Origin of the sequence: Sodalis sp. RH19, from assembly GCF_047324215.1 — a bacterium.
In the GTDB taxonomy this organism is placed as follows: Bacteria; Pseudomonadota; Gammaproteobacteria; order Enterobacterales; family Enterobacteriaceae; genus Acerihabitans.
On sequence record NZ_CP178734.1, the window covers coordinates 3,962,096 to 3,983,910 of the forward strand.

The 21,815-nt window shown below is 64.3% G+C and carries 21 protein-coding genes; 9 read left to right on the top strand and 12 right to left on the bottom strand.

Annotation, left to right across the window (positions count from 1 at the left end):
* The first annotated feature begins 12 nt into the window (after window positions 1-12).
* From cytX to ACL2XF_RS17945, 3 genes are all read left to right on the top strand, one after another.
* Complete coding sequence (gene cytX / locus ACL2XF_RS17935) at window positions 13-1,284, top strand: putative hydroxymethylpyrimidine transporter CytX (RefSeq protein WP_410012386.1); 1,272 nt, start codon at window positions 13-15, stop codon at window positions 1,282-1,284.
* Window positions 1,285-1,294: 10 nt separating this feature from the next.
* A complete protein-coding gene (locus ACL2XF_RS17940) occupies window positions 1,295-2,482 on the top strand; it encodes a DUF1615 domain-containing protein (protein ID WP_410012387.1) in 1,188 nt (395 codons plus the stop codon).
* A gap of 171 nt (window positions 2,483-2,653) precedes the next feature.
* The gene (locus ACL2XF_RS17945; RefSeq protein ID WP_410012388.1) at window positions 2,654-3,181 is read left to right on the top strand and encodes a DUF1993 family protein; all 528 of its coding nucleotides are present in this window, start codon (window positions 2,654-2,656) and stop codon (window positions 3,179-3,181) included.
* Between the two features lie 151 nt (window positions 3,182-3,332).
* On the opposite strand, the gene bhsA (ACL2XF_RS17950) is transcribed toward ACL2XF_RS17945, so the two are convergent.
* Window positions 3,333-3,590 carry a multiple stress resistance protein BhsA gene (gene bhsA, locus ACL2XF_RS17950; RefSeq protein ID WP_410012389.1) on the bottom strand — a complete coding sequence of 86 codons (258 nt, stop codon included), beginning with the start codon at window positions 3,588-3,590 and terminating at the stop codon, window positions 3,333-3,335.
* Window positions 3,591-3,709: 119 nt separating this feature from the next.
* Window positions 3,710-3,967, bottom strand: coding sequence for a multiple stress resistance protein BhsA (gene bhsA, locus ACL2XF_RS17955; RefSeq protein WP_413721983.1), 258 nt, complete (start codon window positions 3,965-3,967; stop codon window positions 3,710-3,712).
* Between the two features lie 297 nt (window positions 3,968-4,264).
* Here bhsA (ACL2XF_RS17955) and ACL2XF_RS17960 point away from each other — a divergent pair, with 297 nt between their 5' ends.
* Window positions 4,265-4,945: a TetR/AcrR family transcriptional regulator gene (locus ACL2XF_RS17960; protein WP_413727274.1), complete on the top strand. Its 681-nt coding sequence runs from the start codon at window positions 4,265-4,267 to the stop codon at window positions 4,943-4,945.
* A gap of 4 nt (window positions 4,946-4,949) precedes the next feature.
* On the opposite strand, the gene ACL2XF_RS17965 is transcribed toward ACL2XF_RS17960, so the two are convergent.
* From ACL2XF_RS17965 to ACL2XF_RS17985, 5 genes are read right to left on the bottom strand one after another with little or no spacing between them, the layout of a single operon-like run.
* Entirely contained in the window at window positions 4,950-5,639 is a 690-nt protein-coding gene (locus ACL2XF_RS17965; protein WP_410012392.1) for an amino acid ABC transporter permease, read from the bottom strand.
* Between the two features lie 49 nt (window positions 5,640-5,688).
* A complete protein-coding gene (locus tag ACL2XF_RS17970) occupies window positions 5,689-6,483 on the bottom strand; it encodes an amino acid ABC transporter ATP-binding protein (RefSeq protein WP_413728831.1) in 795 nt (264 codons plus the stop codon).
* A gap of 42 nt (window positions 6,484-6,525) precedes the next feature.
* A complete protein-coding gene (locus ACL2XF_RS17975; RefSeq protein ID WP_410012393.1) occupies window positions 6,526-7,305 on the bottom strand; it encodes a substrate-binding periplasmic protein in 780 nt (259 codons plus the stop codon).
* A gap of 25 nt (window positions 7,306-7,330) precedes the next feature.
* Complete coding sequence (locus ACL2XF_RS17980) at window positions 7,331-9,373, bottom strand: hydantoinase/oxoprolinase family protein (RefSeq protein ID WP_413727275.1); 2,043 nt, start codon at window positions 9,371-9,373, stop codon at window positions 7,331-7,333.
* On the bottom strand, window positions 9,370-11,019 hold the full coding sequence (locus ACL2XF_RS17985) for a hydantoinase B/oxoprolinase family protein (RefSeq protein ID WP_413727276.1): 1,650 nt from the start codon (window positions 11,017-11,019) through the stop codon (window positions 9,370-9,372). Before ACL2XF_RS17985 ends, ACL2XF_RS17980 begins: the two co-directional genes overlap by 4 nt.
* Before the next feature lie 85 nt (window positions 11,020-11,104).
* Here ACL2XF_RS17985 and ACL2XF_RS17990 point away from each other — a divergent pair, with 85 nt between their 5' ends.
* Complete coding sequence (locus tag ACL2XF_RS17990; RefSeq protein ID WP_413727277.1) at window positions 11,105-11,860, top strand: IclR family transcriptional regulator; 756 nt, start codon at window positions 11,105-11,107, stop codon at window positions 11,858-11,860.
* A 62-nt stretch (window positions 11,861-11,922) separates the two neighbouring features.
* Here the strand turns inward: ACL2XF_RS17990 and dhbA are convergent, their stop codons facing one another.
* Genes dhbA through ACL2XF_RS18010 form a run of 4 tightly spaced genes read right to left on the bottom strand, consistent with a single transcriptional unit; the run spans window position 11,923 to window position 16,351 of the window.
* Window positions 11,923-12,681 (bottom strand): 2,3-dihydro-2,3-dihydroxybenzoate dehydrogenase, encoded by a 759-nt coding sequence (gene dhbA, locus ACL2XF_RS17995; protein WP_413727278.1) that lies wholly within the window; start codon window positions 12,679-12,681, stop codon window positions 11,923-11,925.
* Window positions 12,678-13,535: an isochorismatase family protein gene (locus tag ACL2XF_RS18000; RefSeq protein ID WP_410012399.1), complete on the bottom strand. Its 858-nt coding sequence runs from the start codon at window positions 13,533-13,535 to the stop codon at window positions 12,678-12,680. The genes dhbA and ACL2XF_RS18000 overlap by 4 nt, the downstream gene beginning before the upstream one ends.
* On the bottom strand, window positions 13,536-15,167 hold the full coding sequence (locus tag ACL2XF_RS18005) for a (2,3-dihydroxybenzoyl)adenylate synthase (protein ID WP_413728832.1): 1,632 nt from the start codon (window positions 15,165-15,167) through the stop codon (window positions 13,536-13,538).
* An 11-nt stretch (window positions 15,168-15,178) separates the two neighbouring features.
* A complete protein-coding gene (locus ACL2XF_RS18010) occupies window positions 15,179-16,351 on the bottom strand; it encodes an isochorismate synthase (protein WP_413727279.1) in 1,173 nt (390 codons plus the stop codon).
* Between the two features lie 251 nt (window positions 16,352-16,602).
* On the opposite strand from ACL2XF_RS18010, the gene fepB reads away from it, so the two are divergent.
* Window positions 16,603-17,538, top strand: a complete 936-nt coding sequence (gene fepB, locus ACL2XF_RS18015) for a Fe2+-enterobactin ABC transporter substrate-binding protein (protein WP_413728833.1) — start codon at window positions 16,603-16,605, stop codon at window positions 17,536-17,538.
* Window positions 17,539-17,612: 74 nt separating this feature from the next.
* Here fepB and entS read toward each other — a convergent pair whose 3' ends face one another.
* Window positions 17,613-18,896 carry an enterobactin transporter EntS gene (gene entS, locus ACL2XF_RS18020; RefSeq protein WP_410012401.1) on the bottom strand — a complete coding sequence of 428 codons (1,284 nt, stop codon included), beginning with the start codon at window positions 18,894-18,896 and terminating at the stop codon, window positions 17,613-17,615.
* A gap of 132 nt (window positions 18,897-19,028) precedes the next feature.
* Here entS and fepD point away from each other — a divergent pair, with 132 nt between their 5' ends.
* Genes fepD through ACL2XF_RS18035 form a run of 3 tightly spaced genes read left to right on the top strand, consistent with a single transcriptional unit; the run spans window position 19,029 to window position 21,813 of the window.
* Window positions 19,029-20,015 (top strand): Fe(3+)-siderophore ABC transporter permease, encoded by a 987-nt coding sequence (fepD, locus tag ACL2XF_RS18025; protein WP_413727280.1) that lies wholly within the window; start codon window positions 19,029-19,031, stop codon window positions 20,013-20,015.
* Window positions 20,015-21,016, top strand: coding sequence for an iron-enterobactin ABC transporter permease (gene fepG, locus ACL2XF_RS18030; RefSeq protein ID WP_410012403.1), 1,002 nt, complete (start codon window positions 20,015-20,017; stop codon window positions 21,014-21,016). Before fepD ends, fepG begins: the two co-directional genes overlap by 1 nt.
* Window positions 21,013-21,813 (top strand): ATP-binding cassette domain-containing protein, encoded by an 801-nt coding sequence (locus tag ACL2XF_RS18035; RefSeq protein ID WP_413721974.1) that lies wholly within the window; start codon window positions 21,013-21,015, stop codon window positions 21,811-21,813. Before fepG ends, ACL2XF_RS18035 begins: the two co-directional genes overlap by 4 nt.
* Window positions 21,814-21,815 lie beyond the last annotated feature (2 nt).

A 21,815-nucleotide genomic window follows, 5' to 3' on the forward strand; every position in this document is an offset into this window, starting at 1 on the left:
ACAGATAACCCCATGAAAAACAGTGATACTTATGCCCCAGACCGGTTGATTGCCCCTGGCGGGCGCGTATTGGGCTGGCGGGACCTTTTTTCCTTATGGTTCTCTTTAGGCCTGGGGCTGGCGGTGTTGCAGGCCGGCGCCCTTCTTACGCCGGGCCTGGGCATGCTGGGCGCCCTGTCCGCCATCGCCATCGGATCGCTGGCCGGCTGCGTGCTGCTGGCGCTGTCAGGCGTTATCGGTTATGACACCGGGCGATCGTCCATGGCGGGCATGGCCTTCAGCCTGGGTAACACCGGCGCGTCGGTACCCGCGCTGCTCAACTTTTTGCAGTTGGTCGGCTGGGGCGCGTTTGAAATTGTGATGATGCGTGACGCGGCCAGCCTGCTGGCGACGCGCGCCCTGGGCGGCGGCAGTCCGTGGGCGAATCCCATTCTGTGGACCTGGCTGTTCGGCCTGTGCGCCACGGCGCTGGCGTTGTCGGGGCCGCTGGCGTTTATCCGGGTGGTGCTGCGGCGCTTCGGCATCTGGCTGTTGATCATTGCCTGCGGCTGGCTGAGCTGGTCGTTATGGCGGCGGGCGGATATGGGCGCGCTGGCCGCCAGCGCCGGCGACGGCACGCTGCCGTTTGCGGCGGGCTGCGATATCGTGATTTCCATGGCTTTATCCTGGCTGCCGCTGGTGGGGGATTACACCCGTTTCGGCAAAAGCGCCCGGCAAACCTTTTTCGGCACCCTGGCCGGCTATCTGTGCGGCAGTCTGTGGATCATGGCCCTGGGCGGCGCCTATGCCCTGGCGTTCGTCAGCAATAACGATACCAGCGCGCTGCTGGTGGCGTTATCGGGCGCCGCCATGGGCATTCCCCTTTTGCTTATCCTTATCGATGAAAATGAAAACGCCTTTGCCGATATCCATTCGGCGGCGCTGTCGTCGGCGCTGCTGGTGCCGCTGCGGGTGAAACCGCTGACCCTGGTTATCGGCCTGGCCTGTACGCTGATAGCCTGGCGGGTGCCGCTGTCGCAGTATGAAAACTTTCTGCTGCTGATCGGGTCGGTGTTCGCGCCCCTGTTCGGCGTGGTGCTGGTGGAGCATTTCCTGGTGCGCCGCCGCCATGACCTGGCCCCGGGCGCCGCCTTGTCATGGCGGGCCTTCCTGGCCTGGGTCTGCGGCATCGCGGTCTACCAGGCCATGTCGCACTGGTTGCCGCAGGTGGGCGCCACCCTGCCGGCGCTGCTTATCTCGGGGCTGCTGCATTGTGCGTTGTCCCGCCGTCCCCGTCAGGTTTAACAGGAAAGCCATGCTTTTATACCGCGTTATCTCATTTTCACCTGTTGCCCAGGTCGCCGACAGGATCGGCGGCCAAGCGGGAAACCGCCCGGCGGCGGCATTATCGCGCGCCTGCCGCCCCTGGGCGGGCATCGCCCTGCTGCTGGCGCTGGCCGGCTGCGGCAGCCAGCAGCGCCAGCCCGCCAAGCCGCAGCCGGCGGACGTCCAGGCGCATATCATCCGGTTACTGCCGGCCAATACCGCCGATCGCGCGGGCTGGGCCAAGGATATCTATACGGCGTTCGCCGTTCGCAATATCGACCCCAATAGCGAGAATATCTGCTCGGTACTGGCGGTAGCCCAGCAGGAATCAGGGCTGCAGGCCGACGCGCCGGTAGCGGGCCTGGGCAAGATAGCCTGGGATGAAATCGACCGCCGCGCCGCGCAGGCGCATATCCCGGCGATCGTGGTCCATGCGGCGCTGCATATCAATTCGCCCAACGGCAAGACCTATAGCGAACGCCTGGACAACGTGCGCAATGAAAAGGAACTGAGCGGCATTTTCGAGGACTTTATCGGCATGGTGCCGATGGGGCAAAAACTGTTCGGCAACCTGAACCCGGTCCATACCGGCGGGCCGATGCAGGTCAGCATCGCCTTTGCCGCCGAACACGCCGACGGCTACCCCTACCCCATCGAGGGCTCGATCCGCCACGAAGTGTTCAGCCGGCGCGGCGGCATGTATTTCGGCATTGTGCATTTACTCGGCTACCCTACCCATTATCCCCGGCAGATCTTCCGCTTCGCCGATTTCAACGCCGGCTGGTATGCCAGCCGCAACGCCGCGTTCCAGAATGCCGTCAATCGCCTCTCCGGCAAGCAGCTGGCGCTTGACGGCGATCTGGTTAACTATGGGTCGGATGCGGCGAGCGCCACGGAACTGGCCGTACGGGCGATCGGCAAGCGTCTGGATATCGGCGACGCGGCCATCCGCCGGGCGCTGGAAAAGGGCGAACGTTTGGATTTTGAAGAAACGGATCTTTACCGGCGCGTGTTTGCCCTGGCCGATAAAACCCAGGGCCAGCCGTTGCCGCGCGCCATACTGCCGGGCATTACCCTGGAAAGCCCGAAAATAACCCGCAAGCTGACCACCGCCTGGTTCGCCAAGCGGGTTGATGAACGGCGCCTGGCCTGCCTGGCCCGCGACCGGGCCGGCTGAGGCGTTGGCCTGCGTATGCCGTACCTGAAACCAATGCCGCCGGGTTATCACATTTCATAGCGATCGTTAAAAAAACATTGACGGGCCGGATGCCGCGCCCTAAGTTGATGGCGGGCAGAATCAACGGCCCGCTGTCTATCCTGATGTCCGATAACGATGAGAAGACGAAAAATGGCTAATCCGGCACAACATGACCTGACCTACTACCAGGCTTCGATCCCGGTATTTATCCGGGCGCTGAACAATCTGTCCGCGCTGCTGCATAAAGCGGTCGCTTACGCCGCCGAGCAGGGCATCGACGAATCCCAACTGGTCAACGCCCGTCTGGCCCCCGATATGTTCAGCCTGGCCCGGCAGGTGCAGTCGTCCAGCGACGCGGCAAAATCCTGCGCGGCGCGCCTGTCCGGCGGCGACATTCCCAGTTTTCCCGATACCGAGACCACCTTTGAGCAGTTGCAGGAGCGTATCGCCAAAACCATCACCTACCTCAACAGCCTGTCCCAGGATCAGTTTGCCCATAGCGGCGAAAGGCCCATCGTGATGAATATGCGCGGTACGGCGAAAACCTTCACCGGCTATGATTATTTATTCCGCCTGGCGTTGCCGAACCTGTTTTTCCATATCACCACGGCCTATGACATCCTGCGTAACCAGGGCCTGGCTATAGGTAAAAGCGATTATCTGGGTTCATTTGAATAAGTGATTTGACAAGCGATGAGCACGCGAACGCGGCGGATAAACAGGGAGGTTAACGGCGGGAGAAACTATTAAGACGCCGCGCTGACGGCGCAATAATAGCGAATAAAAAAGAACGGAAGGCCGGTTAAACGGCGCTTCCGTTCTTTTTATATTATTCATAAATAACCGCGGTGCCGTGCAGGTTATTCTGACCGGTGGTCGAGGTGATCTGGAACGACTTGGCGCCGGACTGGGCGGCTTTATCGGCCAGCTGGCTTTCCAGCGAGGACAGGTTGCTGCCGCCGGTGGCGGAAATCACCCCGACCTGGCGCTGGTTGGCCGGCGCTGAATTAACCAGGTCGGCGGCGAAGCTACCGAAGGAAATAGCGCTCAGGGCGATGGCGGCAACGGCATATTTTACGTTTTTCATGATAGCGACTCTCTGTATTCAAATGACATTATCATTATCCGCGGGTAAGCGCATAATTAACGATTGTGGGTTTGTTATTTATCTGCGGCGCGGGGGATAGGCCCCGCGGTCGGCCACACTTATTGATAAATCACCGCGGTGCCGTGCAGGTTATTCTGGCCGGTAGTCGAGGTGATCTGGAACGACTTGGCGCCGGACTGCGCGGCTTTATCGGCCAGTTGGCTTTCCAGCGAGGACAGGTTGCTGCCGCCGGTGGCGGAAATCACCCCGACCTGCTGTTGGTCGGCCGGTGCGGCGTTAACCAGGTCGGCGGCGAAACTACCGAAAGAAACAACGCTCAGGGCGATGGCGGCAACGGCATATTTTACGTTTTTCATGATATGTACTCTCTAAAGTTAGTCAGGATTCAGTTGGCGACGTTAATTTCTTAACGTTCGATAACTAAATACTATCCTCCCGCGGCGCGGCACGCAACTTCTTTTTATTATCGATCGTTAATTTAATAGTTAAGCAACTGATAATAATACGATTAAAGTTGAAAATTTTTTGTCTTTATCCCCTTTACGACCCCCCTGGCAATGCGTCACCTCCCTGCGTTGCCACGTGGTGCTTGTAATTTTCTTAATGATCGTTAATTATATGCTGATACGTCACCATCATTAAGAGAGGATTTTATGGACACACATCCGACTGCGTGTGTCAAAACCGCCAAAGGACCGGGCCGGCCAAAACAGTTCAGCCGGGAGTGCGCGCTGGATAAAGCGCTGGAACTGTTCTGGCGCCATGGCTATGAAGCCACTTCCATGTCCGATCTGGTGGCGGCCACCGGCGCCAAGGCGCCGACGCTTTATAGCGCGTTCGGTAATAAGGAGGGGCTGTTCCGCGCCGCCGCCGAACGTTATATCGCGCTGTACGCCGAGCGGGGTAAAAACCTGCTGGCCGATGCGGGCCGCCCGCTGGATGAGGTACTGCGGGATTACCTGCGCGACGCCGCAGCGATGTTTACCAATGAGACGCTGCCGCCGGGCTGCTTTTTAATCTGCACCTCTGCGGCGCTGTCTTCGTCCTCGCACGACGTGGCGCTGATGCTGCGCGCCCGCCATCACCGGCAGGAGGATATGCTGCTGGCATTTTTCCGCCAGCGCCAGACGACGGGAGAGCTGGCGGCGGATATTGACGCGGCAGGCCTGGCCAAGAATCTGGTCTGCGCGCTGCACGGCATGTCGGTACAGGCGCGCGAAGGCGCCAGCCGGGATGATCTGCACGCCATCGCGGCCACCTGGATGGCGGTTTGGCCGGCGCTGACCGTACCCAAGCCTGACGCGGGAATGAGGGGCAAGGAGAGTAAAGCGTAGCGCCTTAGCCTTTCGGCAGGCTCAGTCGGCGTTCGACGGCGCTGGCGAGCACTTGCAGCAGGATCACCAGCACCACATAAAACGCGGCGGCCAGCAGGTAGGCCTGAAGATTAAGGAAAGTGGCCGACGCCACCATCTGGGCATTGCGCATCAGCTCGGTAACGCCGATAACCGACGCCAGCGACGTTCCCTTAAGCACGATGATAAACTCATTACACAACGGCGGAAACGCCACCCGCAGCGCCTGCGGCAGGATAATGCGCCGCATGGCCTGCGGATAGGTCATGCCGATGGAGCGGGCGGCCTCCATCTGCTCGCTGTGAATCGAGGTAATGCTGGCGCGAATGCTTTCCGCGGTATAGGCGCCGGCGTTAACCGCAAACGCCAGGGTCGCCGCCAGCAGCCGGTTATCCAGCGGGCTGAGCAGGCTTATCAGCAGCGGGCTGCCGGCCTGGCTGGCCCAGGCCGGCAAGCCGAAATACACCAGATACAGCAATACCAGCGGCGGCACGCCGCGAAAAACAGTGACATACGCCAGACAAAACAGCCGCACCGGCATCCGCCGGGATAAACGCCCGAGCGCCACCAGCAAACCGATGACCAGGGCGCCCGCCATAGCGAAGACGGTTAAAGAAAGACCGACCAGCACGCCCTGCAAATACAGCGGCGAATAGGCCGCCACAAATTCCATCATAACCCGCGCCATCCTGTATCAAGATTAAATATTGCCGTCGCCGGCGCGCTTATTTTGCCTCGCTGGCCGTCAGGAACGCCCGGATACGCTCGTTGGGCGGCTCGGCAAAAAACTGCCGGGCCGGCAGGTCGGCCACCACGCGTCCCTGCTCCATAAACACGATGCGATCGGCCACATCGCGGGCAAAGCGCAGCTCGTGGGTGACCATCAGCATGGTACGCCCCTCCTCGCTGAGGCGGCGCATCACCGCCAGCACCTCGCCCACCAGTTCCGGGTCCAGCGCCGAGGTCACCTCGTCAAACAGCAGCACGTCCGGTTCCATACACAGGGCGCGCGCAATGCCGACCCGCTGCTGCTGGCCGCCGGAAAGCCGGGCCGGGTAGGCATGGGCCTTATCCGCCAGTCCCACGGACGCAAGCGTCGCGGTCGCGCGCGCCACCGCCTCGCGATGGGATTGTCCCAGCACCCGCGTCGGTCCCTCAATCAGGTTTTCCAGCACGCTCAGGTGCGGAAACAGCGCAAACCGCTGAAACACCATGCCGGTTTTACGGCGCATCCGGCTGATATTGGCGTCGCTATCCTCCACCCGGCGGTTGCCCAACTGCCGGTAGCCGATTTGCTCGCCGCGCAGGGTCACGCTGCCGCTGTCGTAGGTATTTAAAAAATTGACGCAGCGCAGCAACGTGGTCTTGCCGGCCCCGCTGGGGCCAATCACCGCCACGGTTTCCCCGCGCGCGATATCAAGATTGACATCGGTCAGGACAGGCACGCCGTTAAACGACTTGCAGAGCTGGCTAATCCGCAGGATCGGCGGCTCTGGCTCCACCGACGGCGTTTCCGTCATTTCCGGCATCTGTTGACCTCATGGGTAACGTTGGCAGTACAATCAGTGTGGCACATTCAGGGTATTGCCGAACCACTTGGTGGCGATGGCGGCCAGGGTGCCGTCCGACTTCATTTTATCAATGGCGGCGTTAACCTGCGCCAGCCCGTCGGTATCCTGCTTGCGCAGCGCCACGCCGTTCAGCTTCACATCGTCGGTGAGCGGCTTCGGCACCACTTTCAGCTTGCCGGCATACTGGCTGGCGGCAATATAGGTACCATTAACGCTTTCCACCGCCACCACGTCGATGCGCCCGAGCATCAGATCATTATAGGCGTCCACCACGGTGTTATAGGTGGCCGGCGTTACCCCCTTCATGCCCTGCAGCGCGGTGGCGGCGGCAGTGTTGACCATCACCCCGACCTTAAGCCCCGGCAGGTCGGCGGCGGTCGCCTGCGGATGCTGGCTGTCGGCGCGCACCACCGCGACAATCGTTTGCGTCATGATCGGCTGGGAAAACGCCACGACTTTCTTGCGCTCGTCGCTTATTACCAGATTGGTGATGGCGTCTATTTTTCCGCCCTGGAGCGCCGGGATAATACCGTCCCACGCCATGCCCTCATAGGACACCGGCACCCCCATATGCTGGCCGAGGGCGGCGGCGAAATCGGCGTCGAAACCGATAAGCTTGCCCGACGGATCGACGAAGGATATCGGCCGGTAGCTGGGATCGGCGCCAACGCGCAGCTGGGTCAGGCCCTGCGCCTGGGCCGATAGGGCGGCGACGGTCAGGCTGGCGGCCAGTACAATCAGCGCCGCGCCGTGCTTAGCAGAAAATCTCATAGGGTGCTCCTTCGGGTGAATGGTTTCAGTCGGTGTGTGGGTGGATGCGAATCGATAAGGCGCGCGTGCCGGGCAGGACCTCGGCGATATCGCCGCGGCCGAGTACGGTCACGGCGTCGAACTGTTCAATCACCAGCGGGCCTGTGGCGCGCCAGTGGTCCGGCAGCGTGGCGCGCTGATAGACCGGGCAGGCGACGCATTCGGCCTCATCAAGCCAGATATCGCGTTGACCGGCCGGTTCGGCCGCCGTCGCGGGCGCAGCGCCGACCTCGCCGCCGCCCCCGCGCGGCCGGCTGATTTTCAGCCGCAGGTTGAGCAGCTCCACCGCCGCAGTGGCGGAGGCGTGGCCGTAGCGCAGCAGATGCTCGGCCAAAAACGCCGAGCGGCTGACGGCCAGGCCCGCCGCGTCCGGCGACGGCAGCGCCACGGTCAGCGCATGGGACTGGCCGCGATAGCGCAGGTCGGCCGACCAGGCGATGGCCAGGTCGCCGGCGCTAAACCCGTCTTCGGCGGCGCGGGCCAGCAGCGCGCCGAGCATCTCGTCGGTCAGTTCCGCCAGTGCGTGGGCATCGATGGCGGACAGCTCCCGCAGCCAGGTGCGCTGGGCGTCATAGGCGATATCCACCGACAAAATACCGTGGGCCGAAAACACGCCGGAAAAATACGGAATCAGCACGCGCGGAATCTCAAGCGCGCGCGCCACGTCGACGGCGTGCAGCGGGCCGGCGCCGCCGAAGGCGATAAGCGTCATGGCGCGCGGATCGTGACCGCGTTCCACCGACATGGCGCGGATGGCGCGCACGATATTGGCGGTGGTGATTTGCAATATGCCGTGCGCCGCCCGCTGCCAGCTGACGCCCAGGGGCGCGGCGATATGCCGTCCGATGGCGGCGACGGCCGCCTCCCGGTCGAGGGGGAATCCGCCGCCGAGCATGCTGTCGACCCCCAGGCGATTGAGCGCCACATGCGCGTCGGTGACGGTGGGCAGTTCGCCGCCGCGGCCGTAGCTCACCGGCCCCGGCGTCGAGCCGGCGCTGCGCGGCCCGACCTTCAGGGATCCGGCGCGGTCCAGATACGCTATCGAACCGCCGCCGGCGCCGATGGTTTCAATTTCCGCCGAGGCCACCGCCACCGGATAGCCGCCGATCGCCCGCTCGTCGGTCACCGGGATGGCGCCGTTGCGCAGCAGGGCGATATCCGAACTGGTGCCGCCGATATCCAGCGTCAGCGCTTCCCCCAGGCCATGGCGGGCGCAGAGATCCAGCGCGCCCACCGCCCCGCCGGCGGGGCCGGACATGGCGCATTTTATCGGGAAACGGCGGGCTTCGGCAAAGGTCAGGCAGCCGCCGGCCGATCCCATGATAAAGGCCCGGGCCGGTCCCTGGTCTTTCAGGGTTTGCAGGCCGGCTAAAAACTGCGCCATCACCGGCATGGTGGCGGCGTTCAGCACCGTGGTGGCGGTGCGTTCGTATTCGCGGAATACCGGCAACACGTCGGAGGACAACGAGACCGGCACCCCCAGCACCGCCAGCTTTTCCAGGATACGCCGCTCATGGTCGGGATTGACGAAGGAAAACAGCAGGCTGACCGCCACCGCCTCCACTTTTTCCTCAAGCAGCTGTTCGATACAGCGGTCCAGCGCGGCCTCATCCAGGGGCAGCAACACCTCGCCACGATGATCGAGGCGCTCCGGCACCTCCAGGCGCAAATGCCGGGGCGCCACCACCGGCGCGCGCCGGGCGTGCAAATCATAGGAGGACGGCCGGGTCATGCGGGCAATTTCCAGCACATCGCGAAAGCCCGCCGTGGTCACCAGGGCGGTCTTGGCCAGCGCGCCTTCCAGCAAGGCATTGGTCACCACGGTGGTGCCCACCACCGCGGCATCGATGTCGGGGGCGCCGGCATTCATCTGCCGCGCCAGCCCGTCCAGCGCCGCCAGGATGTCATTGCCCTGATCGCCCTTGCGGTGCAGGACTTTGGCGATGCGGGTTTCGCCGGTGGCGGGATTGGTCACCACCACGTCGATAAAGGTGCCGCCGACGTCAACGGCGGCCAGTAATCCGCTCATGCCTGAGCCCCCCTGATCTGGATATCGCCATAGCCGTACAGCCGGTCCTGCGCGCGCGCCGGCGCGGCGCGTTCGCACGGCGGGCCGTAGCCGCCGCCGCCCGCCGTTTCCACCCGGATGACCGTGCCCGCCGCCGCGGAGAGTTCGCTAAAACCCGTGATGGACAACGGCGCGGCGTCCGGTGCGGTGACGGTAATGCGCGTCGGCGCGCCGGCGCCGCCGCCCAGCAGGCCGCCCGGCCCGTGCGTGGGCATGCTGACCTGGAAAGAGCAGCGCACCGGCGTCAGCACCTGGAATTCCCGGCGCAGGCCAAAGCCGCCGCGCTGGCGTCCGGCGCCTGCGGAACCCGGCACCAGTTCATAACGTAAAATACGCACCGGCAAACTCATTTCCAGCACTTCCACCGGCGTGTCGTGCAAATTGGCCACCGGCGGGATCATGCCGCTCTCGCCGTCGGCCACGTTGCTGGCGCCCGAACCGCCGCCCAGCGCCTCGCCATAGGCAAAAAGCCGGCCGGTCAGCGGGTTCATGCCGCCGAAAGAAAACACCCCGCCGCCGCCGGTGCCGGCCAGCACCCGTTCCGGCGCAAAGGCGGACAGCGCGTCCATCAGCGCCTCAAAGGTATGATAGGACACCTGGGTGGCGGCGGAAATGGCCGCCGGGAAAACGGGGTTGAGAATGGAACCCGCGGGAATGGCGATCTCAAGGGCGCGGTACATACCGGCGTTGGCCGGGATGCCCTGCGCCAGGGTGATGCGGATGGCCATGTACACGCAGGCCAGCGTATTGGCCAGGCAGGAATTAAACGGGCTGTTGGTCTGCGGGCCGCTGCCGGAGAAATCAATTTTCAGGCGATCGCCCTGATGGGAAAGCGCCACCCGCAGCGGGATCATCTCGCCGCCGAAATCCGCCGCCGCCGCGCCGTACCAAATCTCGTCGGGCAGCGCGGCGATACAGGCGCGGGTCGCCGCCTCCGACCGGCGGATAATCTCGGCCAGGGCGTAACGCAGCTGATCGGTATCATAGCGGCGCGCCAGTTCGTCAATGCGGCTCTGGGCGACGCGGATGGTGGCGATTTGCGCGCCGAGATCCGCCATGCGCTCGTCGGGCAGGCGCGAGTTGGCGGCGATAATGGTCAGGATATTGTTATCCACCAGGCCGGCGGCCGCCAGTTTCACCGGCGGAATGCGCAGGCCCTCGTGGAAGATTTCGGTGGCGGTGGCGGGCATGCTGCGCGGCGTCAGGCCGCCCACGTCGGTATGGTGCGCCATGCTGGCGCCGAAGCCGACCATCCGGCCGCCGGCGAACAAGGGTCCCGCGACGATAAAATCCGGCAGGTGATTGGCGCCGTAATACGGATCGTTGACCAGGAACACGTCTCCCGGCGCCATCTCCGCCGCCGGGAACGCCGCCAGGATATGGCGCAGCGCGCCCGCCATCACACCGAGATGGATGGGAATATGCTCCGCCTGCACGGCGATATCGCCGGCCACGTCATAGACGCTGCATGAGCAGTCGCGCCGCTCCTTGATATTCGGCGAGTGGCTGGAACGCACCAGCGACTCGGCCATTTCATCGCAGATGGAATGGAAGGCGTTGCGGACAAGCTCGATGGCTATCTGGTCCAGCGGCGCTGTTTGGTTCATCGCGGATCCCGTATCAGGAAAAGATTGTGTTCCGAGTTCTAACACAGTAAAAATAAGTTCAGCAACAAGAATAGGGTTCACATACATGAACGAAGTCAAAAGCGCGGTGCGCGTATTGGAAGTACTCGAACTGCTGGCGCAGGCGGAAAAACCGCTCGCCCTGAAAGAGGTGGTGGACGAGTTGGGCTACCCGAAAAGCAGCACCCATAACCTGCTGGCGACCCTGGTGGCGCGCGGCTATGCGGTGCGCGGCGAGGCGGATCGGTATACGCTGAGCGACACGTACCGCAACGGCCCGGGCTGGATCTGCGGGCCGGAGGCCAGGCTGATTGAACTGGCCGGGCCGGTGATGCGCGAACTGCGCGACGGCTGCGGCGAAACCATCATGCTCGGGGTGCTGAACCACGATTGCCGGCTGAAAACCCTGGAGCGTTGCAGCGGCACCCAACCGGTGCGTTACGAGTCGCCGCTGGGCAGTTGCCTGCCGTCTTATTGCACCGCCATGGGGCGCGCCCTGCTGGCCGCCCGGGACGACGGCCAGATCGAGCGTTACCTCGCCCATGAACGCATCGTGCAATACACCCGGCATACCCTGGTGGACCGCGATCTTATCCGCCAGCATATCGCCAAGGCCCGCCGGGACGGCTTCGCGGTGTCGGATCAGGAGATGGATATTGGCGGTTCGGGGGTGGCGGCGCCGGTGCTGAACGCCAAGGGGGAAACCGTGGCCGCGCTGAATGTGGCGGCCCTTTCCAGCCGTTTTGCCGAGCGGCGCGAGGATATTATCGCGGCGGTGAAACGCCATGCACTAGTATTGAGCAACCGGCTGGGCTGGCACTGAAGCAGGCCGGCCGGCGATGAAACACGTCCGCCGGCATTAGCGCCCGGCGGGCCGTAACGGCATCAGGCGGCAAGCGTCGCGCCGCCGTCGATGACGATATCCTGCAAGGTAATATGGCCGGCATGTTCCGAGGCCAGGAACAGCACCGCGTCGGCAATCTCGCGCGGCCGGGCGATTTTCCCCAGCGGAATGCCCAGCTTGAATTGCCCGGGAAAACCGGCAATGGTCCGCTGTTCCGCATCCGCGCTTTGCCACAGGCCGCGCTGCATCGGCGTATCGGTCGAGCCGGGCGACACCAGGTTGCAGCGCACCCCGAACGGCGCCATTTCCAGCCCGACGGTCATGCACAGGCTTCTCAGCGCCGCTTTCGAGGCGCAGTAGGCGGACATGCCCACGCGCGGCACGTGGGCGGCGTTGGAGGCGATGCTGACGATGGCGCCTGCCCGCTGGCGGCGAAAGACCGGCAGGGTATGGCGAAAAAGGTTAAACGCGCCGCCGGCGTTGACCGCCATGCAGTCTTGCCAGTCCTGGAGGTCCAGGCTATCGGTGGCCCCCGTGCGCAGGATGCCGGCGCCGTTGACCAGGACATCCAGCCGTGGGTTTTCCTCAAGCAGCGCCCGGCACACCCGTTCGACCTGGGGGGCATCGGTGATATCCAGCAATTGCGTGCGAAACGGGTAGCCGTCGCCGGCAAAGCGCCGGTCCAGTCCGACCACGTCGGCTCCGGCCTCGCTGAACGCCAGCGCGGTCTGGTAGCCGATGCCCTGACCGGCGCCGGTCACCCAGACGCGCTTACCGCTGAAATCCAGGCTGATAGTCATACGTTATGCTCCGGCGCCAGTAATTGCCACCAGCCGTTAAGGGTCGGGTTCCGCGCCAGCGCGACAAAATCCAGCCCCGCGCGCGCCTGCCGCCAGCGGGTGGCCAGCGTCATGATGCGCACCGAATCCAGGCCGTAGTCGATCAGGTTGTCATCATCGCCCAAATCACCGCAGTCGTCGTCGAGCATCGGCAGGATCAGCGCGCGCAGGTGCGCCTTGCTGATGGGCGCCGGCAACAAATCGGCGGTCATCAGCACGCGCCCGCAACGGCCGGCGGCATAACGCAGGGCCATCAGATGGTCGTCGCGGGTAAAATCGGCCAGGGCGTCCGCCACCAGCAACGGTTTGATATTGCGCATAAACGCATCGGCGGCGGTCATCAGGCAGCCGATATGCGCATAAACGCCGCAGATAATAAGCTGGTTGCGGCCGCGCTCGGCCAGCATATCCGCCAGCGGGGCGCGGTGAAAGGCGCTGTAACGCCATTTGACCAGGACCTGGTCATCGGCGTCGGGCGCGAGGGCGGCGATGACCGCCTGCTGTTCGGGATACTGGTTTAACCCCGGCCCCCACATATCGTTTAACAGCCCGCGATCTTCCTCGCTCTGCCGCGCCGGCTGGGCGGTGTAAAACACCGGGATGCCCTGCGATTTACAGTAGCGGCGCAGGGCGGCGATATTCTCCACCAGCCGGCTGACCAGCGCGCTGTCCCCGCCCCAAAAGTTAAGGAAATAGTCCTGCATATCATGGATAAGCAGCGCCGCGCGCTGCGGCTCAAAGGCCCAGTTGACCTTATTGGCGGGCAGTTCCGCCGGGGTGGGCATGGCATAGGAAACCAGTTTCGGGATGGCCATTTATTTTTCTCCTGTGGCGGGGGTGGCGGTGGCGGCGTCGATCAGCAGGCGCAGTCGTTTTTTATCGACCTTGCCCACCGGCGTAAGGGGCAAGGCGTCCACCCGTTCAAAACGGTCGGGCAGTTTAAATTCCGCCACCCCCAGCTGGCGCAAATGGCGGCGCAGCGCCACCGGTTTGATCTCCTGCGTGACGACAATATAGGCGCAGCTCTTTTCCCCTATCAGCGCATCGGTCATGGATACCAGGGCCGCATTCACCACGTGCGGATGGCGCAGCAACAGGTTCTCGACTTCTTCGGCGGCAATCTTTTCCCCGCCGCGGTTGATCTGGTCTTTTTCGCGTCCCTGTACTTTCAGGTAGCCGTCGTCCGTCAGCTCGATTAAATCGCCGGAACAATAAAACCCGTCGGCGTCAAACGCCGCGGCGTTGTGCTCCGGGCTTTGGTAATAGCCGCGAAACGTATAAGGCCCGCGCGTCATCAGGCGTCCCACGCGGCCCGGCGGCAGCGGATTGCCCTGCCCGTCGGCCACCCAGACTTCATCATCCGGCGATATCGGACGGCCCTGGGTGGTAAAGATATGTTCGTCGTCATCGTCCAGCCGGGTGTAGTTCACCAGCCCTTCGGCCATGCCGAACACCTGCTGCAGCCGGCAGCCCAGCTCCGCTGGAATGCGCGCGGCCAGGGCCTCGCCAAGCTTGGCGCCGCCGACCTGCAATAATTGCAGGCTGGCCAGCTGCCCGCTGTCGCCCCATTGTTCCATCGCCTGCAGCCACAGCGTCACGGCGGGCGGCACCAGCCCGGTGACGGTGATCCGGTGCTGCGCTATCAGCGGGAAACAGACGTTGGCGCTCGGATCGCTGGCCAGTACCACGCCGCCGCCGCCGTAAAACACGCCCAGCGCGCCCGGCGAGCTCAGCGGGTAGTTATGGGCCGCGGGCAGCGCGCACAGGTAGCGGGTATCCTTATCGAAACGGCAGATGTCCACGCTGGCGCGAATACTGTAGTAGTAGTCGTTATGGGTGCGCGGAATCAGCTTCGGCGTGCCGGTGCTGCCGCCGGATAGCTGGAAAAAGGCCACCTCGTCGGCGGGCGACGGGGCGGCGGTGAACGCGCCCGGCGCTTCGTCGAATAATGCCTGTAAACTTGTTTGCGGCGCGTCGTCGCCGCGCATCGCCACCACCCGCAGCGACGGATGCAGCCGCCGCAGTTCATCGATAAAGCCATTATCGCTGAACAGCCCATGCTGCCGGTCGGCAATCAGCAGCGCCGGCCTGATTTGCAGCGCATAGGCGGTAAGTTCGCTGCGCTGGTGGCTGAACAGGGCATTTACCGGCGCCACGCCGATTTTCAGCAGGGCGAACAGCACCAGATAAAATTCCGCCACGTTGCCCAACTGCACCAGCGCGGTATCCCCCGCCGCCAGCCCGCGCCGGGCAAGGGCCGCGGCCAGCCGGTCGGACAAGGTGTTGACATCCCGGTAGCTCAGGCGGCGCTCGCCGCAGGCCACCGCCAGCGCGCCGCTGTCTTTACGGCGGTCGATAATATCGGTCAGGGGCAAATCCAGCCAGTATCCCCTGGCGCGGTAGCGGGCCGCGAACTCATCCGGCCAACGGTTAAATACAATGCTCATCATCTCTCCTGTTAATGCAATCCAAACGCGCTCAGCATGGTATCGAGCTTGACGCCGGTTTCGCGCCACTCCGCGTCGGGGAGGGAGGCGGGCACAATGCCGGCGCCGGCGAACAGCCGCACCTGGTTGCCCGCCACCCTGGCGCAGCGGATGGTTACCACCCATTCGCCATTGCCCTCCTCGTCGCACCAGCCCACCATGCCGCCGAACAGATCGCGGTCGAAGGGTTCCAGGGTCTGGATTAAGCGGCGCGCGCGATCGGTGGGGGCGCCGCACAGCGCGGGCGTGGGATGCAACAGGCAGGCCAGCGCCAGGGCGTTGACGGCGGGGTCCGCCACCTCGCCGTCGATGGCGGTGGCCAGATGCCAAAGGGTGGGCGTATTGACCAGGCCGGGTACGGGCGGCACGTTTAAACCCGCGCTGTAGGGCGCCAGCACTTCGCGCATCTGGTCGATAACCAGCTGATGCTCATAGCGGTCCTTGACTGAATCCAGCAATTGGCGGCCGGCGGCGGCGTCACGGCCCGGCTCGGCGTCGCGCCGGGCGGAACCCGCCAGCGGCGTGGAGTAAAACCGGTTGCCGGTCTTGCGCAGCAGCAGCTCCGGGCTGGCGCCCAGCAGGGCGCCGTTGTCGAGGGGAACATGGAAATTGTAACTGGCGGGATTTTGGGCCGCGATGCGCCGCATCAGGGCCGCGGTATTCACCGGTTCCCGGGTGGTGATATCCAGCAGGCGCGCGAGCACCACTTTACTCAGCCGTTGCTGGCCGGTGGCCTCCACCGCCCGCGCCACCATGTGTTTAAAGTCGCGCTCCGGCGGTCGCTCGATTTTGCCGGTTACCTGCGGCAAGGGTTCGGCGGGCACATTCCGGCTTTGCAAAAACATCTCGCGATCGAACCCCTGGCTGCGCTGCGGGATAAACAGCGCCGCGGGCCGGTCGGCATCGAAGGGAATGGCGCCCACCACCAGCGGCCGTTCAATGCCGGCGTTTCTGGCGCGCCGGAAGGCGTGGCGCAGCTCCCGCTGAAACACGCCATCGGGCTGATCACCCCTGCCCGCGGGCGCGCTGATGGCGCAGAAACGACCCTGGGTAACGAAGCTGCGATAAGGCGACATGAAAAAAAATCCGTTTATAATGGCATCCGCGTCGCCTGGTGTTGTCTGTCGAAACAATGAGAATTCCACGTGACGATCTCCGCTATTTTCAAATGATAAACACAATAATAATAATTATCATTTGTATTGATAGCACATAAACTACGTCGTAGAATCTGCCGTGTCAATGAACGTAAACACTGCCTCACCCGCGCAAGGGTGGATTTGATTGCCCGTTTTTTGTCATCATAAGGCGGACAAAACCAGCCCCTACCCCAGGAATACCAGACATGATCACTCTATTGTCCCGGCACCGATCCGCCTGCAATTGGCTCGCCCTGATGGCCCTGCCCTTACTGCTGGCGGCCGCGTCCCCGCGCGCCGCTGAGAACGGCTGGCCGCGGCAGGTGGCGGGCGCGCATGGCGCCATTACCCTGGATCACATGCCGCAGCGCATCGTATCCACAAGCGTCACCCTTACCGGCTCGCTATTGGCCATCGGGGCGCCGGTGATAGCCAGCGGCGCCACCACGCCGAATAACCGGGTCGCGGACGAGCAGGGCTTTTTTCGCCAGTGGAGCGATGTCGCCCGGCAGCGCGGCGTCAAACGCCTGTACATCGGCGAACCGGATGCCGAGGCCATCGCCGGCCAGAATCCCGATTTGATTATTATCGCCGCCACCGGCGGCGATTCGGCCCTGCGCCTTTACGATCAGTTGTCACCGCTGGCGCCGACCCTGGTGGTCAATTATGACGATAAAAGCTGGCAGGACCTGGCCCGTGAGCTGGGACAAGCCACCGGCCATGAAGCGCAGGCCGCGGAGGTCATCGCCCGCTTCGACGCCCGCCGGCAGGCGCTGAAACAGCATCTGGCGCTGCCGCCGCAGCCGGTATCCGCCCTGGTTTACCAGCCGGACGGCAAAGCCGCCAACCTGTGGACCGCCGATTCGCCGCAGGGCCAGCTGCTGCGCCAGCTGGGCTTTACGCTGGCCGAACCGCCCGCTATCCCCGCTGGCGGCAGAAGCATGGGCGTGCGCAAGGATATCGTCCAGCTGTCCGGCGAAAACCTGGCCGCCGGCCTGAACGGGCAAACCTTCCTGCTGTTTGCCGGCGATGACGCCAGCGCCCGGTTGCTCTTGGCCAATCCGTTCCTGGCGCATCTGCCGGCGGTGCAAAACCGCCGGGTCTACGCCCTTGGCAACGACACCTTCCGCCTTGATTACTACAGCGCCAGCAATGTGCTGGCCCGCCTGGAACAACTGTTCGCCAAGCCGTGATCTTTCCCCGTCCTGCCGCGTGGCTAACCGCGTCATGCCGCGGCCATTCCCGGCCGGGAGGGGATTCATGGCGGTTATGGCTCACTGCGGCCGGCGGGCGGGATTTCATCCGCCGGCCGGCCCTGATCCCGATGCCGCGCCATATCCACGGCGCGCAGGCCCCGCAGCGCCAGCGCCGGCAGTAGCCCCGCCAGGGCCGCCGCCAGTCCGAACGCCGCGGCGGCCAGCCCCGGCGGCATCAGGGTGCCCAACCCCCCCAATACCAGCGCCCCCAGCGCGTCGCCGGTGACGTTCTGCGCGGTCCACAGGCCGTTGATGCGGCCCAGCAGATGATCCGGCGTCAGCTGTTGTATCAATGCATATTGCAGCAGCGAGTTGATGGCGCTGAAGTAACCAAAGCCCGCCAGACACAGCAGCGCCAGCGCGTAGAACGGCATCAGGCTGCATGCCGCGACGCAGATAAACGCCATGACGGCGGTAAGCAACAGCATTCTTCCCGGCCGCGCCGTGGCGGCGACGCGGCCGCTGGTAAACGCGCCTATCGCCGCGCCCAGGGGCACCGCCGCATACATCAACCCCAGCCGGGCGGCGTTGATATGCCAGCTTATCGCCAGCGCCGGGTAAAGCACCCGTACCGCGCTTGCCATGGTCAGCAGGGCGCCGATCAGCGCCACCAGGCCGATGGTTTTATGACGAAACAGATAGGCCATGCCGCCGGCCAGCGCGTGCAGCGGGTGTTCCCGGGGCTGGGGAGGCGGCGCCAGCCTGGGCAGGCGCAGCAGCGGCAACAGCGTCAGCAGCGTGCCAAGCGCCGCCAGCCCGTAGTTCCAGGCCACCCCGCCGGAGGCGATGACCAGGCCGCCCGCCGCCGGTGATAAAATGGCGCCGAAGCGCACGGTCAGCATGCTGATGGCGCCCGCCTGCATGACATTTTCCCGCCCGACCAGCGACGGCGTGGCGGCCAGCAGCGCCGTCACCCCCACCGCGCCAAAAAAACCATCCCACACCGCCAGCAGATAAATCGCGAACAGGGACGGTACCGGCAGCAGCGCGTTAAGGCACAGGCCGATAAACCCCACCCCGCAGGTTGCGCGGGCAAACAGGATAAGCCCGCGCCGCTCGCGGCGATCCGCCATCACCCCGCCGGCCAGCAGGCCGACGAACATACCGCCGCCCGCCAGCGTCACCGCCAGCCCGACCTGCAGGGTGGACCCCGTCATGGCCTGTATCTGCACCGGCACCGCCACCGCCAGCATGCCGAGCGCCAGGATGGACAAAAACCGCGCGATAAAAACCGCCCGGAAGGCGGGGTGGGTTTTCAGCAGGCTGATATCGAGTAAATACGAGGGTTTTTGCATAAGACGCTAACTATCCGGGGAATTCGACGCCACTGGGCGCTGCAATCAGGGAAGCAGTCATGCTATCATAAGTTATTGCGAGTAATAACGATAATAAATATCATTATCATATAATTTATGGTTTAGCCTTTTATGCGCCATTATTACGGATTGCTGTTAAGCGGCGTGCTGTTGGCATTATTGATGGCGGCGAGCCTGTTTATCGGCGCCAAAACCATTCCCGCCGACCAGGTATTGCCCGCGCTGACCGGCGCCTGCCGCAGCCCGGATTGTATTATTATCCTCGAGAGCCGCCTGCCGCGCACGCTGGCCGGGCTGCTGGTGGGCATCGCCCTGGGGCTGTCCGGCGCCCTGATGCAAACCCTGACCCGCAATCCGCTGGCCGACCCCGGCATTCTTGGCGTCAACGCCGGCGCGGGGTTCGCCGTGGTGCTGGGCATCACCTTTTTCGGCGCCGCCTCCATCGATCGCTACCTGTGGTTTGCCTTTGCCGGCGCGCTGGCCGCCGCCCTGCTGGTGGCGTTAATCGGCGCGGCGGGCGGCGGGCGGCTGAACCCCATTCGCCTCACCCTGGCGGGCGTGGCGCTGGGCGCGGTGCTGGACGGCATGGCCTCCGGTATTTCCTTGCTCAATCCCCTGGTCTACGACCAATTGCGCTTCTGGCAGGCCGGTTCGCTGGATATCCGCAGCATGGCGGCGGTAAACGCCGTTATCTGGCCTATCGTCCTGGGCACCGGCCTGACGCTTTGGCTAACGCGGGCGCTCAATACCCTGGGCATGGGCAGCGAACTGGCGACGGCGCTGGGCTCGCGGGTGGGCCTGACGCAGCTGCTCGGCCTGGCGGCCATTACCCTGTTATGCGGCGCGGCTACGGCGCTGGCGGGGCCGATAGCCTTTATCGGGCTGATGATGCCGCATATCGCGCGCTGGATAGCCGGCCCGGACCACCGCTGGCTGCTGCCCTGGACGCTGCTGCTTACGCCGCTGCTGCTGCTGGGCAGCGATATGGCGGGCCGGGTGATGGTGCCCGGCGAGCTGCGCGTATCGGTGATAACGGCGCTGCTCGGCGCGCCGGTGCTGATAGCCCTGGTACGCCGCCACCGGATGATAAGCCGGTGATGATGGCGAACCGGCACGCCCGGATCAGGACGTCGCTGACCGTCGGCATCCTGCTGCTTGCCTGCCTTGCGCTGGCGATTTACGCCCTCGGCGCCGGGTCGCTCCCGCTTCCGGCCCGGCAGGTGGTGGACGCCCTGCGCGGCGCGGCGGCGCACAATATCCAGGTTATCGTGACGCAATGGCGGCTGCCCAGGGTGGCGATGGCGTTATTGCTGGGCGCGGCGTTGGGCGCCAGCGGCGCTATTTTCCAGTCGTTGATGCGCAACCCGCTCGGCAGCCCGGATGTCATGGGTTTCAATACCGGCGCGCACAGCGCCGTATTGATAGCGATAGTGCTGTTCAACAGCAGCTATCTGGGCATAACCGGCGCGGCCCTTGCCGGCGGCCTGCTGACCGCCGCCATAGTCTACCTGCTGGCCTGGCGCAACGGCATCCAGACCTTCCGGCTCATTATCGTCGGCATTGCCGTTCGCGCCCTGCTGGTATCGCTTAACACCTGGCTGGTGGTCAGCGCCTCGCTGGAATCCGCCCTGACCGCCGGGCTATGGAGCGCCGGATCGCTTAACGGCATGACCTGGGCGAAATGCCCGCCGGTGGCCGTGCCGATTGTCCTGGCCTTTGCCCTGGCCCTGGCTTTGTCGCGGCGCATGCGCCTGTTGGAAATGGGCGATGACGCCGCCTGCGCGCTCGGCGTGCCGGTGGAAAGATCGCGACTAGGATTGATGCTGGCGGGCGTGGCCCTGACCGCCGCCGCAACGGCCGCCGCCGGCCCCATTTCCTTTATCGCCCTGGTGGCGCCGCAGATTTCACGCCGCCTGGCGGGCAGCCAAACCCTGGCGATCCCCCTGGCGGCCCTGACCGGCGCGCTGCTGTTGCTGGCGGCCGACCTCGCCGCCCAGCGTATGTTTACGCCTTATCAGCTTCCGGTCGGGGTGGTTACCGTCAGCATCGGCGGCCTCTATCTGATCGGCTTATTAATCCGGGAGTCGCGAAAAAAATGAGCGCCCTTACCCCGTCGTCCAGCCGCCTGCGGGCGGAAAATCTTACGCTCGCCTATGATAAAAAAGTGATTGCCCGCGATCTGTCCATCACCATCCCCGATGGTGAACTGACGGTGATCATCGGCCCCAACGCCTGCGGCAAATCGACGTTGCTGCGCACGCTCAGCCGCCTGATGCGGCCCGGCGAGGGCACCGTATGGCTGGACGGCCGGGAGATCGGCGCCTACGCCACCAAGGAGGTGGCGCGGCGCCTGGGATTGTTGCCGCAAAGCTCCAGCGCGCCCGGGGATATCACGGTGGGCGATCTGGTGGCGCGCGGACGCTACCCGCATCAATCGCTATTAAGCCGCTGGAGCGGGCGCGATGAACAAGCGGTGCAGGAAGCGATGCGCGCCACCGGCGTCGCCGGGCTGGCGGAACGGCCGGTGGATACCCTGTCCGGCGGCCAGCGGCAGCGGGTCTGGATCGCCATGGTGCTGGCGCAGCAAACGCCGCTGCTGCTGCTGGACGAACCCACCACCTGGCTGGATATCGCCCATCAAATAGACCTGCTGGAACTGATGCGCGAGTTGCACCGCGCCGGCCATACGCTGGTGGTGGTGCTGCACGATCTTAATCACGCCTGCCGCTACGCCACCCACCTGGTGGCGATGCGCGACGGGCGTATCCTGGCCCAGGGGGCGCCCGTGGACATCGTCACCGCCGAACTGGTGGAGGCGGTATTCGGCCTGCGCTGCATGATCATCGACGATCCGGTATCCCATACGCCGATGATCGTGCCGCTGGGCCGGGGCTGACG

Coding starts and splice junctions, on each gene's coding strand:
- bhsA (WP_413721983.1), bottom strand. CDS start 3,967: ATGAAAAACGTAAAATATGCCGTTGCCGCCATCGCCCTGAGCGTTGTT.
- ACL2XF_RS18000 (WP_410012399.1), bottom strand. CDS start 13,535: ATGGCCATCCCGAAACTGGTTTCCTATGCCATGCCCACCCCGGCGGAA.
- ACL2XF_RS18035 (WP_413721974.1), top strand. CDS start 21,013: ATGAGCGCCCTTACCCCGTCGTCCAGCCGCCTGCGGGCGGAAAATCTT.
- ACL2XF_RS17985 (WP_413727276.1), bottom strand. CDS start 11,019: ATGAACCAAACAGCGCCGCTGGACCAGATAGCCATCGAGCTTGTCCGC.
- ACL2XF_RS17965 (WP_410012392.1), bottom strand. CDS start 5,639: ATGATGGAATTTGTGGCGGCCTATTCGCCGCTGTATTTGCAGGGCGTG.
- ACL2XF_RS17970 (WP_413728831.1), bottom strand. CDS start 6,483: ATGACGGAAACGCCGTCGGTGGAGCCAGAGCCGCCGATCCTGCGGATT.
- dhbA (WP_413727278.1), bottom strand. CDS start 12,681: ATGACTATCAGCCTGGATTTCAGCGGTAAGCGCGTCTGGGTGACCGGC.
- ACL2XF_RS17990 (WP_413727277.1), top strand. CDS start 11,105: ATGAACGAAGTCAAAAGCGCGGTGCGCGTATTGGAAGTACTCGAACTG.
- ACL2XF_RS17975 (WP_410012393.1), bottom strand. CDS start 7,305: ATGAGATTTTCTGCTAAGCACGGCGCGGCGCTGATTGTACTGGCCGCC.
- ACL2XF_RS17945 (WP_410012388.1), top strand. CDS start 2,654: ATGGCTAATCCGGCACAACATGACCTGACCTACTACCAGGCTTCGATC.
- bhsA (WP_410012389.1), bottom strand. CDS start 3,590: ATGAAAAACGTAAAATATGCCGTTGCCGCCATCGCCCTGAGCGCTATT.
- cytX (WP_410012386.1), top strand. CDS start 13: ATGAAAAACAGTGATACTTATGCCCCAGACCGGTTGATTGCCCCTGGC.
- ACL2XF_RS17980 (WP_413727275.1), bottom strand. CDS start 9,373: ATGAGCGGATTACTGGCCGCCGTTGACGTCGGCGGCACCTTTATCGAC.
- fepB (WP_413728833.1), top strand. CDS start 16,603: ATGGCCCTGCCCTTACTGCTGGCGGCCGCGTCCCCGCGCGCCGCTGAG.
- fepG (WP_410012403.1), top strand. CDS start 20,015: ATGATGGCGAACCGGCACGCCCGGATCAGGACGTCGCTGACCGTCGGC.
- ACL2XF_RS17960 (WP_413727274.1), top strand. CDS start 4,265: ATGGACACACATCCGACTGCGTGTGTCAAAACCGCCAAAGGACCGGGC.
- ACL2XF_RS17940 (WP_410012387.1), top strand. CDS start 1,295: ATGCTTTTATACCGCGTTATCTCATTTTCACCTGTTGCCCAGGTCGCC.
- ACL2XF_RS18005 (WP_413728832.1), bottom strand. CDS start 15,167: ATGAGCATTGTATTTAACCGTTGGCCGGATGAGTTCGCGGCCCGCTAC.
- entS (WP_410012401.1), bottom strand. CDS start 18,896: ATGCAAAAACCCTCGTATTTACTCGATATCAGCCTGCTGAAAACCCAC.
- fepD (WP_413727280.1), top strand. CDS start 19,029: ATGCGCCATTATTACGGATTGCTGTTAAGCGGCGTGCTGTTGGCATTA.